Source organism: Nocardioides marmorisolisilvae, from assembly GCF_003725775.1.
GTDB classification, from domain to species: domain Bacteria; phylum Actinomycetota; class Actinomycetes; order Propionibacteriales; family Nocardioidaceae; genus Marmoricola; species Marmoricola marmorisolisilvae.
This window is the reverse complement of record NZ_RJSG01000002.1, coordinates 23,368-41,507: the sequence shown is the minus strand read 5'-3', so window position 1 is coordinate 41,507 and position 18,140 is coordinate 23,368. Positions and strand designations below refer to the sequence as shown.

20 protein-coding genes are annotated in these 18,140 nt (G+C 70.0%); 8 read left to right on the top strand and 12 right to left on the bottom strand.

The genetic code is table 11. From position 1 onward, the window contains the following. The first annotated feature begins 3 nt into the window (after positions 1–3). Positions 4–273 (top strand): DUF2277 domain-containing protein, encoded by a 270-nt coding sequence (locus tag EFL95_RS03915; protein ID WP_123232765.1) that lies wholly within the window; start codon positions 4–6, stop codon positions 271–273. Here the strand turns inward: EFL95_RS03915 and EFL95_RS03910 are convergent. Both EFL95_RS03910 and EFL95_RS03905 read right to left on the bottom strand, forming a co-directional pair. After that, positions 261–953 (bottom strand): iron-dependent transcriptional repressor DtxR, encoded by a 693-nt coding sequence (locus tag EFL95_RS03910; protein WP_123232764.1) that lies wholly within the window; start codon positions 951–953, stop codon positions 261–263. The two genes, EFL95_RS03915 and EFL95_RS03910, sit on opposite strands and share 13 nt — an antisense overlap. Positions 954–965: 12 nt before the next feature. Continuing rightward, entirely contained in the window at positions 966–1,346 is a 381-nt protein-coding gene (locus EFL95_RS03905; protein WP_123232763.1) for a hypothetical protein, read from the bottom strand. Positions 1,347–1,528: 182 nt separating this feature from the next. Here EFL95_RS03905 and EFL95_RS03900 point away from each other — a divergent pair, with 182 nt between their 5' ends. Beyond that, positions 1,529–2,170, top strand: coding sequence for a response regulator (locus tag EFL95_RS03900; protein WP_123232762.1), 642 nt, complete (start codon positions 1,529–1,531; stop codon positions 2,168–2,170). 112 nt (positions 2,171–2,282) lie between these two features. On the opposite strand, the gene EFL95_RS03895 is transcribed toward EFL95_RS03900, so the two are convergent. From EFL95_RS03895 to EFL95_RS03850, 9 genes are all read right to left on the bottom strand, one after another. Beyond that, a complete protein-coding gene (locus tag EFL95_RS03895) occupies positions 2,283–5,207 on the bottom strand; it encodes a GAF domain-containing protein (RefSeq protein ID WP_221176318.1) in 2,925 nt (974 codons plus the stop codon). Next, a complete protein-coding gene (locus EFL95_RS03885) occupies positions 5,204–5,662 on the bottom strand; it encodes a chemotaxis protein CheW (RefSeq protein WP_123232761.1) in 459 nt (152 codons plus the stop codon). Before EFL95_RS03885 ends, EFL95_RS03895 begins: the two co-directional genes overlap by 4 nt. Further along, complete coding sequence (locus EFL95_RS03880) at positions 5,662–7,920, bottom strand: chemotaxis protein CheA (protein WP_123232760.1); 2,259 nt, start codon at positions 7,918–7,920, stop codon at positions 5,662–5,664. Before EFL95_RS03880 ends, EFL95_RS03885 begins: the two co-directional genes overlap by 1 nt. Before the next feature lie 91 nt (positions 7,921–8,011). Next, a complete protein-coding gene (locus tag EFL95_RS03875; RefSeq protein WP_123232759.1) occupies positions 8,012–8,977 on the bottom strand; it encodes an SGNH/GDSL hydrolase family protein in 966 nt (321 codons plus the stop codon). A gap of 66 nt (positions 8,978–9,043) precedes the next feature. After that, positions 9,044–9,280, bottom strand: a complete 237-nt coding sequence (csrA, locus tag EFL95_RS03870; protein ID WP_123232758.1) for a carbon storage regulator CsrA — start codon at positions 9,278–9,280, stop codon at positions 9,044–9,046. 88 nt (positions 9,281–9,368) lie between these two features. Then, positions 9,369–9,767 (bottom strand): flagellar assembly protein FliW, encoded by a 399-nt coding sequence (gene fliW, locus EFL95_RS03865; protein ID WP_123234781.1) that lies wholly within the window; start codon positions 9,765–9,767, stop codon positions 9,369–9,371. 8 nt (positions 9,768–9,775) lie between these two features. Next, positions 9,776–10,666, bottom strand: a complete 891-nt coding sequence (flgL, locus tag EFL95_RS03860; protein ID WP_123232757.1) for a flagellar hook-associated protein FlgL — start codon at positions 10,664–10,666, stop codon at positions 9,776–9,778. Further along, positions 10,666–12,057 (bottom strand): flagellar hook-associated protein FlgK, encoded by a 1,392-nt coding sequence (flgK, locus tag EFL95_RS03855; protein WP_123232756.1) that lies wholly within the window; start codon positions 12,055–12,057, stop codon positions 10,666–10,668. Before flgK ends, flgL begins: the two co-directional genes overlap by 1 nt. A gap of 1 nt (position 12,058) precedes the next feature. Continuing rightward, entirely contained in the window at positions 12,059–12,538 is a 480-nt protein-coding gene (locus EFL95_RS03850; protein ID WP_123232755.1) for a flagellar protein FlgN, read from the bottom strand. 196 nt (positions 12,539–12,734) lie between these two features. On the opposite strand from EFL95_RS03850, the gene EFL95_RS03845 reads away from it, so the two are divergent. From EFL95_RS03845 to EFL95_RS03820, 6 genes are all read left to right on the top strand, one after another. Beyond that, on the top strand, positions 12,735–13,577 hold the full coding sequence (locus tag EFL95_RS03845) for a sigma-70 family RNA polymerase sigma factor (RefSeq protein WP_123232754.1): 843 nt from the start codon (positions 12,735–12,737) through the stop codon (positions 13,575–13,577). Between the two features lie 28 nt (positions 13,578–13,605). Next, positions 13,606–14,640: an acyltransferase family protein gene (locus tag EFL95_RS03840; protein WP_123232753.1), complete on the top strand. Its 1,035-nt coding sequence runs from the start codon at positions 13,606–13,608 to the stop codon at positions 14,638–14,640. Between the two features lie 64 nt (positions 14,641–14,704). Then, positions 14,705–15,487, top strand: coding sequence for a flagellin N-terminal helical domain-containing protein (locus EFL95_RS03835; RefSeq protein ID WP_123232752.1), 783 nt, complete (start codon positions 14,705–14,707; stop codon positions 15,485–15,487). Positions 15,488–15,572: 85 nt separating this feature from the next. Further along, positions 15,573–16,934, top strand: a complete 1,362-nt coding sequence (gene fliD, locus EFL95_RS03830) for a flagellar filament capping protein FliD (RefSeq protein WP_123232751.1) — start codon at positions 15,573–15,575, stop codon at positions 16,932–16,934. Positions 16,935–16,950: 16 nt separating this feature from the next. Next, complete coding sequence (fliS, locus tag EFL95_RS03825) at positions 16,951–17,340, top strand: flagellar export chaperone FliS (protein WP_246004796.1); 390 nt, start codon at positions 16,951–16,953, stop codon at positions 17,338–17,340. A gap of 1 nt (position 17,341) precedes the next feature. After that, positions 17,342–17,659 carry a hypothetical protein gene (locus EFL95_RS03820; RefSeq protein ID WP_123232749.1) on the top strand — a complete coding sequence of 106 codons (318 nt, stop codon included), beginning with the start codon at positions 17,342–17,344 and terminating at the stop codon, positions 17,657–17,659. Between the two features lie 3 nt (positions 17,660–17,662). Here EFL95_RS03820 and EFL95_RS03815 read toward each other — a convergent pair whose 3' ends face one another. After that, positions 17,663–18,112, bottom strand: coding sequence for a molybdenum cofactor biosynthesis protein MoaE (locus EFL95_RS03815; RefSeq protein WP_246004795.1), 450 nt, complete (start codon positions 18,110–18,112; stop codon positions 17,663–17,665). Positions 18,113–18,140 lie beyond the last annotated feature (28 nt).

Genomic DNA, 18,140 nt, shown 5'->3' with positions numbered 1-18,140 from the left:
GGCATGTGCCGCAACATCCGTACCCTCCACAACTTCGAGCCCCCGGCCACCAAGGACGAGGTGCACGCCGCCGCTCTCCAGTACGTCCGCAAGATCAGCGGGTCGACGAAGCCGTCGCAGGCCAACCAGGCTGCGTTCGACGAGGCCGTGCTCGAGATCGCGCACGTGACCCGGCACCTGCTCGAGCACCTGACCACGACCGCGCCCCCGAAGGACCGCGAGGTCGAGGCTGCCAAGGCTCGCGCCCGGGCGGAGATTCGCTACGCGCGCTGAAGCGTGACGAAGATGTGCTGAGCGGCCTCGTCGAGGATCTCGGCCTGCTCGCCACCGCTGCCGAGCATGACGCCCTCGGCCGTCGCGACCGCGGCCACCGACTCACCCGGCTGGGCGCCGACGCGGCGCAGCACCGACATCAGGGTGGCGTCCTTCTGCATCTCCTCGGAGATCCGGCGCACCTGGACCCGGGCCGTCTCGGCACCGGCGACGTCGGCCAGCGGGCTGACGCCGTCCATGAACTCCTCGCCGGTGTGGTCCTCGCCGAGCTCACCCAGACCCGGGATCGGGTTCCCGTACGGCGACTCGGTCGGGTGGTCGAGCAGCTCGAGCAGACGTCGCTCGACGTCCTCGCTCATCACGTGCTCCCAGCGGCAGGCCTCTTCGTGGACGAGCTCCCAGTCCAGGCCGATCACGTCGACCAGCAGCCGCTCGGCCAGCCGGTGCTTGCGCATGACCCGGGTGGCGGCCTCCATGCCGGCCGGAGTCAGCTCGAGGTGCCGGTCGCCCTCGACGGTCAGCAGGCCGTCGCGCTCCATCCGCGCCACGGTCTGGCTCACCGTCGGTCCGCTCTGGTGCAGGCGCTCGGCGATGCGCGCACGCAGCGGGACGATGCCCTCCTCGACGAGCTCGAAGATCGTGCGGAGGTACATCTCGGTGGTGTCGATCAGGTCACTCACCTGATCATTGTGTCACCGGTCGAGAAGTCGCTGCGCCACCCGTCGCTGCACCGGGATCCGGTGGGCGGCACCGGAGCGGGCCAGCATGTCCGCGATGTCGTGCACCGAGACCGGGCCGTTGGCCCCGCCGCGCGGGCGGGCGTCGATCTCGCCGATGAGGCGGGCCTCGGCCATGTCGGCCGGGACGCGACCCCCGAGGATGAGCCGGTAGCGGGTGTCGGAGAGCTCGAAGTCGATGTCGGCGACGACCGCGGTGCGGTACTCCCCGCCGGAGAGGACCAGGACGCGCTCGCCGTACTCGAGGCCACGGGCCAGGCCGGTCTCGTCGTGCATCACGACCAGCGACCGGCTCCGTCGGGTGAAGTCCGACAGCTCGGTTTCGATGAGTTCCATGATCGCCCTCCCCTGTGTCGCCCGGGTTGGCGACTTCAGGATGTTCAACGACTCCGATTGTGTCTGGTTACGCCCTATTTGGGGATCTTTGCCCGATCCCGGTCTATACCGTTTGCCCGTTTTCGGGGTTCTATCCAGACATATGCTGCGAAGAGGGCATTCGGGGCGATAGAAATGGTGTCGTGACCACCCCCCTGCGCGTCTTCCTCCTCGACGACCACGACATCGTGCGTCGCGGCGTACGCGCGCTCCTGGAGTCCGACGGGGACGTCACCGTGGTCGGCGAGGCCAGCACCATCGCCGAGGCCACCCGGATGATCCCGGACCTGAGCCCGGACGTGGCGGTCCTCGACGCCCGCCTTCCCGACGGCTCCGGCATCGACCTGTGCGCGACGCTGAAGTCGCTCGCGCCGACCGTGCGCAGCCTGATCCTGACCAGCTACGACGACGAGGAAGCCATCGTCGCGGCCATCCGCGCCGGAGCCGCCGGCTACGTGCTCAAGGAGGTCGAGGGCGACTCGCTGCTCAGTGCGGTCCGCACCGTCGCCTCCGGCCAGTCGCTGATCGACCCGGTGATGGCACGCCGGGTGATCCACTGGATCGAGCAGTCCAACACCGGGCCCGAGGAGCTCTCCGGCCTGACCGAGCAGCAGCTGCGGATCCTCGGCCTTCTCGCCGAGGGTCTGACCAACCGGGAGATCGGCCTCCAGCTCTACCTGGCCGAGAAGACCGTGAAGAACCACGTCACCCGGATCCTCGCGACGCTCGGTGTACAGCGTCGTACCCAGGCCGCTCTGCTGGCCAGCCGCCTGCTGCCGCGATAACGCTGGTTGAGGCGCGAGCGCTCTAGCGCGAGCCTCAACCACCGAGGCAGACGAAAGCCCCGGAGCGTTCGGTGACCGCTCCGGGGCTTCGTCGTTCGTCCGTCCGAGTTCCCTAGACGGTGAACTTCTCCACCAGGCCCTTGAGCTCGGAGGCCATGCCGGAGAGGTCGGTCGCGGACTGCAGGGTGTTCTGAGCGCCCTGGCGGGTGTCCTCGGCAGCGCTCGCCACCTGGGTGACGTCCTCGGCGATGCCGTTGGCTCCGGCGGCCGCCTCGGTCACGCTGCGAGCGATCTCGTTGGTGGTGGCCGTCTGCTCCTCGACCGCCGAGGCGATCGTGGTCTGGATGTCGTTGATCCGGCCGATGACCTCGGAGATCTCCGCGATCGCCGAGACCGCACCCTGGGTGTCGGCCTGGATCGCCTCGATCTTCTGACCGATGTCCTCGGTCGCCCGAGCGGTCTCCTTGGCCAGCTCCTTGACCTCGTTCGCGACCACGGCGAAGCCCTTGCCGGCGTCGCCGGCCCGTGCCGCCTCGATGGTGGCGTTGAGCGCGAGCAGGTTGGTCTGCTGGGCGATCGAGGTGATCACCTTGATGACCTGGCCGATCTCCGCCGAGGACTCGCCGAGGCTGGCGACGGTGCCCTGGGCCGAGCTGGCCACGCTGACCGCGCCGGTGGCCACGGTGGCCGCCTCGGTGGCGTTCTTGGCGATCTCGCGGATGCTCGCGGTCATCTCCTCGGCCGCGGTGGCGACCGTCTGGATGCTCGCCGAGACCTGGACCGAGGCACCGGAGGCACTGGCCGCCCGGTCGGAGGTGACGGTCGCACCGTCGCCCATGCCCTGGGCCAGGATCGTCAGCTGCTCGGAGGCGACCGCCAGCGTGTCCGCGGTGGACCCGATGTTGGTCATCGACCCGCGCAGGGTCTCCAGCAGCGAGCCGAGGCCGGCCGCGAGCTGGCCGATGGCGTCGTCACCGGCGACCGGGATCTCGCGGGTCAGGTCACCCTCGGCGGCGCTGCGCACCACTCCGAGGACCAGGTCCACCTTGCGGGCCAGGTCGGCAGCGGCCTCGCGGTCGGCGTTCTCCTTCTCCAGGCGCTGCACGGCCTGGGAGACGAGCCGGCCCACGTTGCGCAGGGCGTCGAGGCGCTGCTCGCTCGGGTGCAGGGTCTCGGTGGCGAAGAAGTCCATCGTGCCGACGACCTCGCCCGCGACCGTGATCGGGAAGCAGACGCCCGACTTCACGCCGACGGCCTGGGCGACGGGCGCCCGGACGCAGTCGGTCATCTCGCCGATGTCCTGGGTGAAGTACAGGTCGGCGCTGGCCCAGGTGCGACCGGAGAGGCCCACACCCTTGGCGAAGGACGCCTCCAGGGTCACCTTGCGGAACTCCGGACCGGCGTCGCCGGACTCCTGGACGAACTTGAGCTTCTCGTCGGCCGGGTCGATCTTCCAGAACGAGCCGTAGGCCCACCCGAAGTCGTTGCGCACGGTGTCCAGCGCGAGCTGCACGGCCTCGTCGACCGAGGTCGCCGAGCTGAGCGAGGACAGCACGTTGTTGACCGCCGAGGTGTCGGCGGCTGCCTCACGGTCTGCCGCCTCCTTCTGCACCCGGGTGATCGCCTGGCTCACCAGACGACCGACGTTGCGCAGCGCGTCGAGGCGCTGCTCGCTCGGGTGCAGCGTCTCGGTGGCGAAGAAGTCCATCGTGCCGATGACTTCGCCGGCCACGATGATCGGGAAGCAGACCCCGGACTTCACTCCGACCTTCTGCGCGACCGGAGCTCGCACGCAGTCGGTCATCTCACCGATGTCCTGGGTGAAGTACAGGTCGCGGGTCTTCCAGGCCCGGCCCGAGAGGCCGACGCCCTCGGCGAACGAGGCGGCCAGGGTGACCTTGCGGAACTCCTCGCCCGCGTCGCCCGACTCGAGCACGAACTTCAGCTTCCGGTCGGACTCGTCGACCTTCCAGAAGGAGCCGTAGGCCCAGGCGAAGTCGTTGCGGACGGTGTCGAGCGCGGTCCGCACGGCCTCGTCGACGGTGGTGGCCGAGGTCAGGCTGGCCAGCACGTTGTTGACCGCAGCGGTGTCGGCGGCGGACTCGCGGTTCGCCGCCTCCTTCTGCACTCGCTCGATCGCCTGGGAGACCAGGCGGCCGACGTTGCGCAGGGCGTCGAGGCGCTGCTCGCTCGGGTGCAGGGTCTCGGTGGCGAAGAAGTCCATCGTGCCGACGACCTCGCCGGCCACGATGATCGGGAAGCACACGCCTGACTTCACGCCGACCTTCTGCGCAACAGGGGCACGCACGCAGTCGGTCATCTCGCCGATGTCCTGGGTGAAGTACAGGTCCCGGGTCTTCCACGCACGACCGGACAGGCCGACGCCCTCGGCGAACGAGGCGGCCAGCGTGACGGCGCGGAACTCCTCGCCGGCGTCGCCCGACTCCAGGGCGAACTTCAGCTCGCGGTCGGACTCGTCGACCTTCCAGAACGAGCCGTAGGCCCAGCCGAAGTCGTTGCGCACGGTGTCCAGGGCGGTCTGCACGGCCTCGTCGACGGTGCTGGTGCCGGTCAGGCGGGTCAGCACGTTGTTGACCGCGGCGGAGTCGGCAGCGGCCTCGACCGAGTCGCGCTCGGCCTGGACCCGCTCGGTGACGACCTCCCAGGTGACCATGGCGCCGGTGCGGTTGCCGTCGGCGTCGTGCATCTCGGTGACGAGGAGGTCGACCAGCTCAGGGCCGAAGGTCAGCCGGGAGCGGTGCGGGAGCTCGGCCTCGAAGTCGAAGGACGGGTCCAGGACCTCCAGGCTGGAGTGCAGCACGTCCGCAGCAGCGACCGGCAGGTGGGCCTCGAGGGCGACCAGCGCGTTGCGCGAGGCCGGGTTGAGGTAGCTGATCACGTAGTCGAGATCGGTCGCCATCAGGTTGGTCGGCGCAGCGTCGGCCAGCGAGAACGTGGCCGCCTCGGTGCTGCGCGTGGTTTTGCGCGAACGTCCTGCCGCCGACCCGTTGACCGGGGCGGTGTCGAGCTCTGTCATGGGGTTCCTCCGGTGGTTTCGGGCACAACCGAGACGTCGGCTGCACGATCGGCGTCGAGGACGAGCAGGATCGAGTCCGGGAGCGCGAGCACCCCGTGGACCACGTCCTGCACGACTGACGGCACGTTGGCGGGAGCGGGCTCGAGCTCGAGCCCGCTGGTGTCGATCACGTCCCCGATGTCGTCGACGAGGAGGCTGACCACCTCGCCGCGGCTGCGGACGATCACGTTCATGGGAAGGGCGTCGTCGGCCCGGGGCGGGAGCCCCAGCCGGCAGCGCAGGTCGAGCGCGGTCACGATCTGCCCGCGCAGGTTGATCAGGCCCTGGATCGCCTCAGGAGCGGACGGGACCGCGGTCAGCTGCTGGTAGCGGAGGACCTCCTGGACGCACTCGACGCCCACCCCGAAGAAGAGACCGTCCACCCAGAAGGTGCAGTACTGCGACTGCTCGCCCATCACGCACCCACTCCCGACAGCGCCACCACGGCGTCCAGGTCGACCAGGTCGGTCACCCGGTCCTGGATCACGGCCGAGCCCAGGACGCCGGCACGGCGGCCGACGTCGCTGCACACGACGGTCGTCTCGACCACGTCGAGCACCCGGTCGATGACGATGCCGACCCGGCTGCCGCCGGACTCGTGCACCACCACGGAGACCTGCTCGTCCTCGCTCGATCCCTCGCTCAGCCCGATCGCGCCGGCCAGCCGCACCAGCGGCAGGATGCCGTCGCGGTACTGGACCGCCTCGGCACGACCCGAGCGCTCGATCCGGTCGGTCGGGAACTCCTCGAGCCGGGAGACCTCGCGCAGCGGCAGCGCGGCGCGTCGCCCGCCCGCGACCTCGAGCACCAGCAGCGCGGTGCTGTCCTCGTCGATCGCGGCGCGGTTGTCCCGCGTCGTCGGCGCGACGTTCTGGGCCAGGGCGTGCGCGTGAGCGATGCCCGGCACGTCCAGGATCAGCGCGACCCGGCCGTCGCCCATGATGGTCGCCCCGGCGTACGTCGGGAGCGCCTTGAGCTGGCGACCGATCGGCTTGACCACGATCTCCTGGGTGTCGTGCACCTCGTCGACGCAGATGCCGAAGCGCAGGTCGTCGGCCTGGACCACGACCACGGTCAGCGCGGAGGCGTCCGGACGCGGACGACCGAGCACCTCGGCCATCGAGATCAGCGGCAGCAGGTGACCCCGCAACCGCAGCAGCGGCGCACCGGCGAGCTCCTCGACGTTGTTGGCCAGGTCCTCGCCCTCGAGACGGACCAGCTCGACGAGGTTGGCCTGCGGGATCGCGTAGCGCTCCTCGCCCTCCCCGACGACCAGCGCCGGGATGATCGCGAGGGTCAGCGGGATCCGCACGCGGCAGGTCGTACCGAGCCCGACCTGGCTCTGCATGTCGACGGTGCCGCCGATGCGCTCGATGTTGGTGCGCACCACGTCCATGCCGACGCCCCGGCCGGAGACGTTGGTGACCTCGGCTGCGGTGGAGAAGCCGGGCCGGAAGATCAGGTTGATGATCTCCCGGGTCTCCATCCGGGCCGCCTGGTCGCGGGTGATGACCCCGCGCTCGATCGCGACCCGGGCGATGGTGTCGGGGTCAATGCCCTTGCCGTCGTCGCTGATCTCCACGACCACCTGGCCGGACTCGTGGAAGGAGCGCAGCAGCAGCCGGCCCTTCGGGTCCTTGCCGGCGGCGGTGCGGACGGCGGGAGTCTCGATGCCGTGGTCCAGGGCGTTGCGGACCAGGTGGGTCAGCGGGCCCTTGAGCGCCTCGAGCAACGAGCGGTCGAGCTCGGTCTCGTGACCCTCCATCTGCAGGTCGACGTCGCGACCGAGCTGGTGGGCGAGGTCGCGGACGATGCGCGGCATCTTCGACCAGACCTGGCCGATCGGCTGCATGCGGGTCTTCATGATCCCCTCCTGCAGCTCGCTGGCAACCAGGTCGAGGCGCTGGGAAGCACGGACCAGCTCGACGTCCTCCGAGCTCTCGGTGCGCTGGAGAACCTGGTTGCGGGTCAGCACCAGCTCGCCGACGAGCTGGACCAGGCTGTCGAGCAGGTCCACGTCGACCCGGACCGAGGAGTCCACGACGCCGCGGTGCTCGGGAGCGTCGCCCTCAGCCGGTACGTCGGCAGCAGGGGTTTCGACAGGCTCAACCAGCACGGGCTCGGGCTCAACCAGCACGGGCTCGGGCTCAATCGGCACGACCTCGGGCACGACCTCGGCGACGACCTCGGCCGGTGGGGCGGCCGGAGGCGCGTCGTCGATGGTCGTGGCGGCTGCTCCGGGTTCGTCCGGCTCAGCCGAAGGCCCCTCCCCGGCCTCCGACGAACCTTCCAGGACGGCCCGGAGCGCCGCCACGACTGTCTCGACGTCGACGTCATCGGCCGCGTCCGTGCCGGTGCTCTCGACGCTGTCGAGGAGCGCGCGCACGGTGTCGACCATGCGCAGCAGCACCTCGGTGGTGCCGGCGTCCATGACCCGCTCCCCGTCGCGCAGACGGGACAGCAGGTTCTCGCCGACGTGGGTCAGCTCCTCGAGGCGGTTGAACGCCAGGAAGCCGCTGGTCCCCTTGATCGTGTGGATGGTGCGGAAGATGCTCGACAGCAGCTCCCGGCTCCCCGGTTGCTGCTCGAGCTCGACCAGGTCACGGTCCAGCTGGTCCAGGTTCTCGTGGCTCTCCACGAGGAACTCGGCGATGATCTCGGCATCGTCGTCCACAGGCCCTCCCTCTGACGGGGGCACTGATCGGCACCCGTGAGAGGGACCTGAGGAAACCGGCCGCTGGCCGGACCAGTGGTCCCGAGGCGGACTAGCCCAGCTGCTTCATCACCGAGCGGAACTGGCTGGCCGCACCTGCGGAGTTCGGGTGCGCCGGGATCGCGATCGCCGGCCCGTTGAGCGAGACCACGCCGAGCCCCTCGACGTACCGGACGGTCGGCAGCTGGCAGACGTCGTGGCCGTGGGAGTCGGCGTAGGTGTCCACGAACTCGGCACCACCCTCGGCAGCGGCCTGCTTCACCATCGCGTTCAGCTTCAGGAACGTGTCGTGCAGGTAGGCCATGTCGGAGTTGGTGATCGGGACGAGCGGGTAGCAGCCCTTGGCCGGGATCGCGTCGAGGTAGTCGAGCATCAGGATCCGGGCGTTCGGGGACCGGCGGTGGATCTCGGCGAGAGCGGCGACCAGCTTCGGCTCGGAGGCGGCGATCCGCTCGGCCAGCAGGTCGTGCCCGTCCTTGACGAAGTTCTGCTTGCAGCCGCCCAGCGGCAGGCCCGATCCGAGGAACGGGATCGAGAACGGCAGCGAGAGGCCGCTGAACGCCGAGGTGTTGGTGGGCAGCAGGTTGATGCAGCTGACCGCTGCGCCCGCGAAGCCGGCGTCGTTGCCACCGATCCCCACGGTCACCAGGTCGGTGGTCGGGGTGAGCCGGTCGAACTGGGCCGGGTTGGTGCCGCCGAGCGGGAGGCCGGTCTGCGGGGCGTAGAAGTCGTCGGTGGTCGCAGAGCCGCAGGTCGCGTCGGCGAACTTCGCCACGCCCAGGGCCTTGGCGACCAGCTTCGGGTAGTTCACCTTCGACTGCGCGCAGTCGATCGGCGCGTAGGTCTTGTCGGGAAGGCCCTCGAGGTTCGCGATCACCACGTCGGCGGACCAGGAGTCCCCCAGGGCGACGTACTCGTTGTAGTGCGGGCCGTCGGCGCCCGCAGGGCTGATCGTCGCCAGCGGGAGGGCCAGGGCTGCGACGGCGCAGCCTGCCAGGGCAAGGCGGAGACGGGACATGGTGAGACCTCGTTTCGAGCGGCTGTCCCCTCAACTAGGGAGCGGCCGTGAGGTCACGCCGGGTGACTAGTCCGCTTCTCCGCGCAGCGCCTTCGACAGGTTCGCCACCGCGTCCTCGCTCGGCGAGGCCGCCTCGCGGTTGCTGGTCTCGAGCTGCTCGAGCAGCTCGGCCCGGTGCACGGTCACCGACCGGGGCGCGTCGATGCCGACCCGGACGATGTCGCCCCGCACCTCGAGGATGGTGACGGTGACGTCGTCGCCGATGACGACGCTCTCGCCGACCTTGCGGCTCAGGACCAGCATGGAGCAGAGGCTACGCGAACGAGCGGAGCAAAGTGCGAGCTTGCTCGTATCTTTGAGTAGCGAGGAGCGTTGAGGAGCGCAGCGACGATCACGCCAAGAGTGGTGCTGCGATGGGCAAGTCCGGGTCATCGAGGATGACCTGGCTCGCCCGCCGGGTCGCGGTGTTGACCACGACCGGCGCCAGCAGGTTGGCCGTGGTGCTGCCGAGCGAGTCGCCCGCGTTGAGCACCAGCAGCACGATCACGTCGTCTCCCGCGGTGATCTGGAGGTCGTCGACCACGTCGTCGTCGACCTCCGGCGCGTAGTCCGGGAAGAACGCCACCGGCGGCACGACCAGGAACCGCAGCGACGGGTCGTCGAGCGAGCGGAGCTGGCACAGGATGCCGTCGTCGTCGAGCTGCACCAGCGCGAACCGGCGGTGGTCGGGGAAGCCCGGGAGCGGGTGCACCAGGTCGATGACCGGGATCTCGGGCGTGAGGACGGGCATGGTCGCGATCATCTCAAGAAGTCCAGGAGGCTCGGCTGCATCACCTTCGAGGTGGCAGCAAGGGAGGCTTGGTACGCCGTCTGCTGCATCTGCAGGTCGACGATGGTCTTGGGGAGGTCGGCGTTCTCGACGCTCGACAGCGAGGTGCTGAGCTTCAGCTCGTCGTCGGAGGATGCCTGGATGGCGGCCTCGACCCGGAGCTGCCGGGCTCCGACGTCCGTCTGCGTCGTGGTGATCTGGTTGCGGTCGGCGTCCAGTGCGCTGATGCTCGCGCTGATCCCGGCCTGGTCCCCGGCGCGAAGGGCGGTGGACAGCGCGGAGAGGTGGTCGAAGACCGAGCTGCCGGTCGCGCCGAACGCCTGCTGGCCGTCGACATCGACCCGGATCGTGGTGCCGGCCGAGACGGTCCGGTTCACCGCTCCCGCCGTACCGATGTAGGTGCCGGTCGCGTCGTAGGCCTTCGGTCCGGCGGTGACGCCGCCGAAGACCGGACGCCCCAGGTAGCTGGAATTGGCGGTGTCGATCAGGCCGGAGCGGATCTGGTCGACCTCGGCGGCGAGCGCCTCGCGAGCCGTCGGCCCCGAGCTGCCCGAGTTCGCGCCCTGGAGCGCGAGGTCGCGGGCGCGCAGCACCTGGTCGTTGGCACTGGTCAGCGCGGAGTCGATCTGGCTCAACCAGCCGTCGCCGTCGTTGGCGTTGCGGCCGTACTGCTTCACGTCCGCGATCGAGGAGCGGATCCGCATCGCCGAGGTGGTGTCGGTCGGCGAGTCCGACGGCCGGTTGAGCACGCGGCCGGTCGAGAGCTGCTCCTGGAGCTTCGAGAGCCGGCTCAGCCCGGACTGCAGCGCACCCACTGAGCGCTGGTTGAGCATGTGCTGGGTCACCCTCTGGATTGCCATCAGTGCGTCACCCCGGTCCGGTTGATCAACGTGTCGAGCACCGAGTCCAGGGTGGTCATCACCCGGGACGCGGCCTCGTAGGCGTGCTGGGCGGCGAGCATCGAGACCGTCTCCTCGTCGAGGTTGACCCCGGACAGCTGCTCGCGCGAGCCGTCGACCTGGTCGGTGAGCACCTGCTGGTTCGCGGCCAGGCGGGTCACCGAGGCGACGGTGGTGCCGAAGCCGTTGATCAGCCGCTGGTAGGAGTCCTCGACGCCGGTGGCGCCGGCCAGGGCCGTGGCGTTGGAGGCATCCAGCCCGCCGCCGGGGATGCCCGAGGCGGCGAGGTCGGCGGGCGAGGACAACGCGACGGCGATCGTCGAGGCGGCGCTGCCCGGGGTGTAGCTGAACAGCGGCTGGCCGGGGTTGCCGTTCTTGTCGAAGCCGGCCTGGTGCTGGGTGTTGATCTCGTCGGCGAGCTGCTGGGCGATCGCGTCCAGGCCCTGCGTGTACGCCGGCAGGGTGGTGTTCAGCAGGTCGGTGACGCCACCGATCTCGCCGAGCATCCCCGCCGGGACCGCCGTGGTCCCCGAGGAGTCGGTGATCGAGAAGCTGATCGGGTTGCCGTCGGAGTTGCCGGAGCCGTCGATGCCGGCGGCGACGTTCAGGGTGCCGGCGGTGTTGCCGGTGACCAGCGGGACGCCGTTGACCGCGAAGTCGAAACCGCCGTCAGCACGCCCGGTCGCGGTGCCGCCGGTGAGCTCGGAGAGCCGCATCGCCAGCTGGTCGCGCTTGTCCAGCAGGGTGCCGGCGTCGGTGCCGTTGAGGTTCGCGACCGCGATGCTCTTGTTCGTCGCGGCCAGGTCGCCGGCCACCGTGTTCACCTCGGCGACGTCGGCGTTGATCCGGACCCGCTGGTCGCCCGCCTCGGTCGCGATGTTGCGCGCCTGGATCTGGATGGCGTTGGCGAGGGTGGCTGCCTTGCCGAGCACCGCCGAGCGGGCCGCGTCGCTGCCCGGGTTGTTGGCCAGGTCGTGCCAGGCCGAGCGGAAGTCCGCGATCGCGGCGGCGACGCCGGTGTCCCCGGGCTCGCCGATGCCGGACTCGACCCGCTCGAGCACCGACTGCCGGATGTCGAGGTAGCTCTGGTTGCCGTGCTCACGGCGGGCGCGGACGTCGAGCAGCGCGTCCGACATCCGATCGATCGAGGAGACCCGGACCCCGTCCCCGGCGCCCGTGTAGCGCGACCACATCGCCGGCTGGTCCGGCGTACCGACGGACGCGCCCTGGATGGTGCGCCGGGTGTAGCCGTCCGTGCCGACGTTGGCGATGTTGCTGCTGGCCACGTCCATCGCGACGCGGTTGTACTGCAGCGCACTCAGCGCCGTGTTGAGGCCGGAGAAGGTCGACATGTCACAGGCTCCAGTCGACCAGCCGTCGACGCTGGTCGCTCACGGTCACCGCGGCACCGTCGGAGCCGTAGCCGTCCGCCCCGCCGTCCAGGCTCATCAGGGTCTCCCGGGCCGAGCGGTAGCCGGCGGTGATCAGGTCGCGGTTGGCGTCGGCCAGGGCACTGATCTCGGCGGTGATGGTCACGAAGGCCTCGTGGTGGTCGGCCAGGATGCTGCGCCACGGCTCGTCGCAGGCCTCGGAGAGAGCCCGCAGGCTCGGGTTCTCCGAGAGTCCGATCGAGGCGGCGACCTGGTCGGCGGCGATGGAGCGGAGGATCTCGGTCTCCCGGATCGTGGTCAGCACGCTCTCGACCTCGCGCGCGGAACGCATCAGCCAACGGGTGCGGCCGCTGGCCAGCACCATCTGCTCCTGCTCCAGCTTGTAGAGCAAGGAGTCGAGCAGCTCGCGCTCACGCCACAGGATCTGTGACAGCTTTTCCATCCGGGCCTCCGAAGTCGTTGGCTCTCCCATCGGCGGGGAAAGCGCGACCTGAGGCGTTTCGGAGGGATAATCGGGGTGTGCCTGACCCCATCGGGTCACGCCGCGCCGGGTCGAAGGTCCCGACATGCCGGACTAACCAGTCAATAACGGGACATACCCCTATCAAAACGGACATTTCTCCGTAATCGTTGTCGGCATGAGGGAGAACGCCGACACCGAAGAGCGGGACGCGCTGATCACCAGCAGCATCCCAGTCGTCACCCACATCGTCCGCGAGACCATGGGCCGGGTTCCCAGCCACGTGAGCCGCGACGATCTCACTTCCGCCGGTCTGGCGGCGCTGGTGCAGGCCAGCAAGTCCTTCGACGCCTCGCGGGGAGTGCCGTTCGCCCGGTACGCCGCGACGCGGGTCCGAGGAGCGATCCTCGACGAGCTGCGCGGCATCGACTGGGCCTCCCGCTCGGTCCGCCGCCGGGCCCGTGACCTGGACGCCACCCGCGCCCAGCTGGCCGGCATCCTCGGCCGCTCCCCCAGCACGGCCGAGGTCGCCCAGGCCGTCGGCATGACCCTGGACGAGATCGCCCGCAACGACGAGGACATCGCCCGGGCGCAGGTGCTCTCCCTGCAGGGTGCGCAGGACGCCTCGCTGGACGACCTGCTCCCCTCCGCCGGCCCGACGCCTGAGCAGCTCCTCGAGCACCGCGAGCGCCTGGCCTACCTGGTCGAGGCCGTCGCCGAGCTCCCCGAGCGGCTGCGGATCGTCATCTCCGACTACTTCCTCGAGGAGCGCCCGATGGCGGAGATCGCCGCCGAGCTGGGCGTCACCGAGTCCCGGGTCTCGCAGATGCGGGCCGAGGCGCTGGTGCTCCTGCGCGACGCGCTCAACCACGAGCTCGACCCGACGCTGCTCAAGCCGCACGCCCGGCCGCAGGGCTCGGCCAACCGTCGGCGCGAGGCCTACTTCGCCGCCGTCGCCACCCGGCACGCCGCCTCGGTGCGGCGCCCGGTCGGCGTGACCGCCCTCGACGAGACCGCGTAACGCTGCTCGGATCGGGTACGGCTCCGGGATGCCGAACACCCGTGAGCGAGGCCTCGACGCCGTCCGCGTCCTGGCGATGGTCGCCATCGTCGCCGGACACCTCTGGACGACCTCGGCCTGGGTGCGCCCGGTCCTCTACACCTGGCACGTGCCGGTCTTCTTCTTCCTGACCGGGTTCCTCTGGAACGAGCGCCGCGGTCTGCTCGCCGAGGTCCGCCAGCGCACGCTGACGGTGCTGCTCCCGTTCACCGCCTGGGTGGTGCTGCTGACCCTGGTGGTCAACCACGGCCGGTTCTGGCCCGCCCTGCACGAGGTCGCGCTGGAGGCGTGGCACGCCGACGGCTTCGTCCGCCCGTTCTGGGCCTTCTGGTTCGCGCTCGCCCTGTTCTTCTCCACGCTGCTCTACCGGGCGATCACCCCGCTGCCGTGGACCGCACGGGTCGCCGTGGTCATCGCAGCGACCGTCGCCGTCGCGACCGCGGCCTCCACCGGCCACCACCTCGCGCTCGACCTGGGCCAGGGAGTCCTCGGCACCGGCTGGATCCTCGCCGGCCACGCGCTGCGCGCGACGAGCCGCCGGGCGCAGCGACGCTGGGGCGAGTGGCACGACCTGCGCTCCTACCGCGCCGCCCTCGGCGCGCTCCTCCTCGTGGGTGCCGCGCTCGGCATCGCCGCCTCCCCGACCGCGCTCGACGTCGACCTGGGACGGCTCGACCTGGGCGCCCCGGTGGTCAGCGTGCTGGTGTCACTCGTGATCTGCGCCGGCCTGGTCCTGCTCGGCAGCGCCGTGCCCGGGAGCTCGGTGCCGGCGATCACCACCGACCTGGCCCGGGCCGCGCTGGTGGTGATGCTGGTGCACCTGGCCGTGATCGACCAGGTCGGCGCCCTGGCGCACCGTTCGGTCGGCGAGCTGGTCGTCGTGCTCGCCGCCGCCTGGGGAATCGGCCTGGTCCTCCTCGGCGTACCGAGGACCTGGTGGCTCACCGGCCAGCGGGAGCGGCCCGCGGCCCCGCTGAAAACTTCCCAGCGAATTCCTCAACCGGCCCCAGCGCACGCCGAATGACTACCCGGATGGCCAAGGACGGCCTCCCGACAAAACTGACTCACTATTCCAGGAGGGAAACATCATGAGTCTCCGCATCAACCAGAACACCGACGCTCTCAACGCGTACCGCAACCTGTCCGTCACGCAGGGGCAGATGTCCAGCTCGCTGGAGAAGCTGTCGAGCGGCTTCCGGATCAACCGGGCCGCCGACGACGCCGCCGGCCTCGCCATCTCCGAGGGCCTGCGCTCGCAGGTCGGTGGCCTGCAGGTCGCCGTCCGCAACGCCCAGGACGGCATCAGCGTCGCGCAGACCGCTGAAGGTGCGCTCACCGAGGTCCACTCCATGCTGCAGCGCATGAACGACCTCGCGGTCCAGTACAACAACGGCACCCAGAACACCGACTCGCAGGCCGCCCTGCAGTCCGAGTTCGACGCTCTGAGCGCCGAGATCGACCGGATCCAGACCTCGACCAAGTTCAACGGCGTCGCCCTCTTCGGCGGTTCGGCCAACACGAGCTTCCAGGTCGGCACCGACCCGACCGACGTCCTCGACGTCGACCTGTCGGGCCAGGTGGACACGTCCGCGCTGGACATCACCGACAACACCACGGTCACCGACGCGATCACCGCGACGTCGACCCTGCGTGGCTCGCTCGGTGCGGTCCAGAACCGGTTCGAGCACACCATCAACAACCTCAACGTCGCGGTCGAGAACCTGTCCGCGTCGGAGAGCCGGATCCGCGACACCGACATGGCGTCGGAGATGGTGAACTTCACCCGCGCGCAGATCCTCTCCCAGGCCGGCACCGCGATGCTGGCCCAGGCGAACCAGGCTCCGCAGAGCGTTCTCAAGCTCCTGCAGTGAGTCCTAGCCAGGCGTGAACCCCGGGTGGGGGTGAGACCCACTCCCACCCGGGACCGCCGGCACCAACGTGAAAGAGGTCTGAGCAGTGGCCAGCAGCATCTCCACCAGCACCGGCACGACGAGCGTCAGCGGCCTGGTCAGCGGCCTGGACACCAGCTCGATCATCAGCCAGCTGATGCAGGTCGAGGCCCAGACCCAGACCAACCTGAAGTCGAAGGTCACCACCGAGCAGTCGAACGTCAAGTCGCTCCAGGACCTGAACAGTGCCTTCGCCGCGCTGGCCACCCAGGCCGCCACGCTCGCCAAGCCGACCTCGTGGAACCCGGTCTCGGCGACCAGCTCGAGCACCCTGGTCGGTGTCACCGCCGGCCCCGCCGCGACCACCGGCCAGCTCTCGTTCACCGTGGGCAACGTCGCCACCGCGCACCAGCTGCGGTTCACCGGTACCGCCGCGCTCAGCTCGGCCGTCACCACCGGATCCACCCAGGTGACGATCGACCACCTCGACGGCACCACCCAGGACATCGACACCGGCGACGGCACGATGCAGGGCCTGATCAACGCGATCAACGCCGGCGGCACCGGCCTCAAGGCGAGCACGGTCAAGCTCGACGACGGCACCTACCGGCTCCAGGTCACCTCGGTGGCCACCGGGGCAGCCTCGGACTTCACGCTGACCAACACCGACGGCTCCGACCTGCTCGGCGGCGCGAGTGTCACCGCCGGCGTCGACGCCGCCCTCACGATCAACGGCGACACCGTGCACTCGGCCTCGAACACCTTCACCGGTGTCGCGAACGGTCTCTCGATCACCCTGGACCCGTCGGTCGCCGCGGGCACCGCCGTCACCGTGAAGGTCGCCCAGGACACGACCTCGATGACCAGCCAGGTCAAGAGCCTGGTCGACGCGATCAACGCGGCGCTGACCAAGATGGACGGACTCACCGACTACGACGCCACCACCAAGACCTCCGGGCCGCTGGCCTCCGACGGCAGCGTCCGCTCGATCGCCAACAGCCTGCTCGACGCCGTCTACCCGACCGACGGCACCAGCCTGGCCGGCGTCGGCATCCAGCTCGACCGCTACGGGAAGCTCACCTTCGACCCGGACGCCTTCACCGCGGCGTACAACGCGGACCCGGCGGGCACCGCGGCGAAGTTCACCACCACCGCCGGCGGGTTCGCCGACCGGGTCCAAAAGGTCGCGAAGTCCGCCAGCGACCCGATCAGCGGCACCATCACGAACTCGATCAACGGACGCAACAGCACCATCAAGCAGCTGCAGGACAGCATCACGGACTGGGACACCCGGCTCGCGCTTCGCCAGGACACCCTGACGAAGCAGTTCACCGCCATGGAGACGGCGTTGCAACAGCTGCAGAGCCAGCAGAACTGGCTGACTTCGCAGCTCTCGTCACTCTCTGCCAACAACTCATCGGGAAGCTAAGGAAGGCACCCACATGATGACGAACGCACGCGCGGCGTACACGGAGGCATCCGTCGCAACTGCCAGCCCCGCCAGACTGCTGGTGATGCTCTACGAGCGGCTGGTGCTCGACGTTCAACGAGGGCTGGAGGCGCAGCAACGCGGCGACTTCCAGGAGACCCACCGGCAGCTGACGCACGCCCAGGACATCGTGATGGAGCTCCAGGCCAGCCTGAAGGCCGACCAGTTCCGCGGCGGCTACGACCTCTCGGCCCTGTACGGGTTCCTGCACCGCCAGCTGGTGATGGCGAACATCCACAAGGACGCCTCCATCACCGACGACTGCCTGGCACTGGTCACCGACCTGTGCGAGACCTGGCGCCAGGCGGCGCTCGAGTCGGTCTCCGGTCCGGCAAGGACGGCGTGAGATGGACCGGGATCGGGCCCGCGCAGTCTGGGAGGCAGAGCTCGAGCGACTCGAGCTCGACGTGATCTCCATCGAGCGGCTGCTCCGCGGGCTGGAGAGCGCGCCGATCGAGCCCTGGCGTCCGCCGGCGGTGCTCGGCGCGATGCCGGTCGACCTGGCCGCCAAGGCGCGCGAGCTGCTCGCCCGTCAGCTGGCCGCGACGACCGCGCTCAGCTCAGCGCTCGCCCAGGCCCAGAAGCAGGTCGCGTACGCCGACCGCGTCATCGACATCACCGGCCGCTCCCCGGTCGAGCCGGTGTACTTCGACCTCGAAGCCTGACGATCAGTCGGGAGTCCCGACCCACTCCTCGGTGCCGTCGGTGAAGACCTGGTGCTTCCAGATCGGCACCCGCTCCTTGAGCCGGTCGATCAGCGCCCGCGAAGCGGCGAACGCCTGGTCGCGGTGCGCGGCCGATACGGCCGAGACGACCGCCAGGTCGCCGATCCCCAGGACCCCGACCCGATGCACCGCCGCGAGGGCGATCGCGTCGAACTCGGCCGCTACCTCAGCGGCCACCTCGGCCAGCCGGTCGAGCGCCGTCGGGTGTGCTGAGTACTCCAGCCGGACCACGCCCTGACCGTGGTCGTGGTCGCGGACCGCGCCGACGAACACGTTGAGCCCACCCGCGGCCGGGTCGGAGACCGCGGCGATCACCTCGGCGACGTCCAACGGCGCATCGCGAACGTCGAGCAGGCGCACGACGTTCCCGGTTCCGGTGGATGCGGAGGTCACACGACTGACTCTAGGGGTGTCGCGGTGT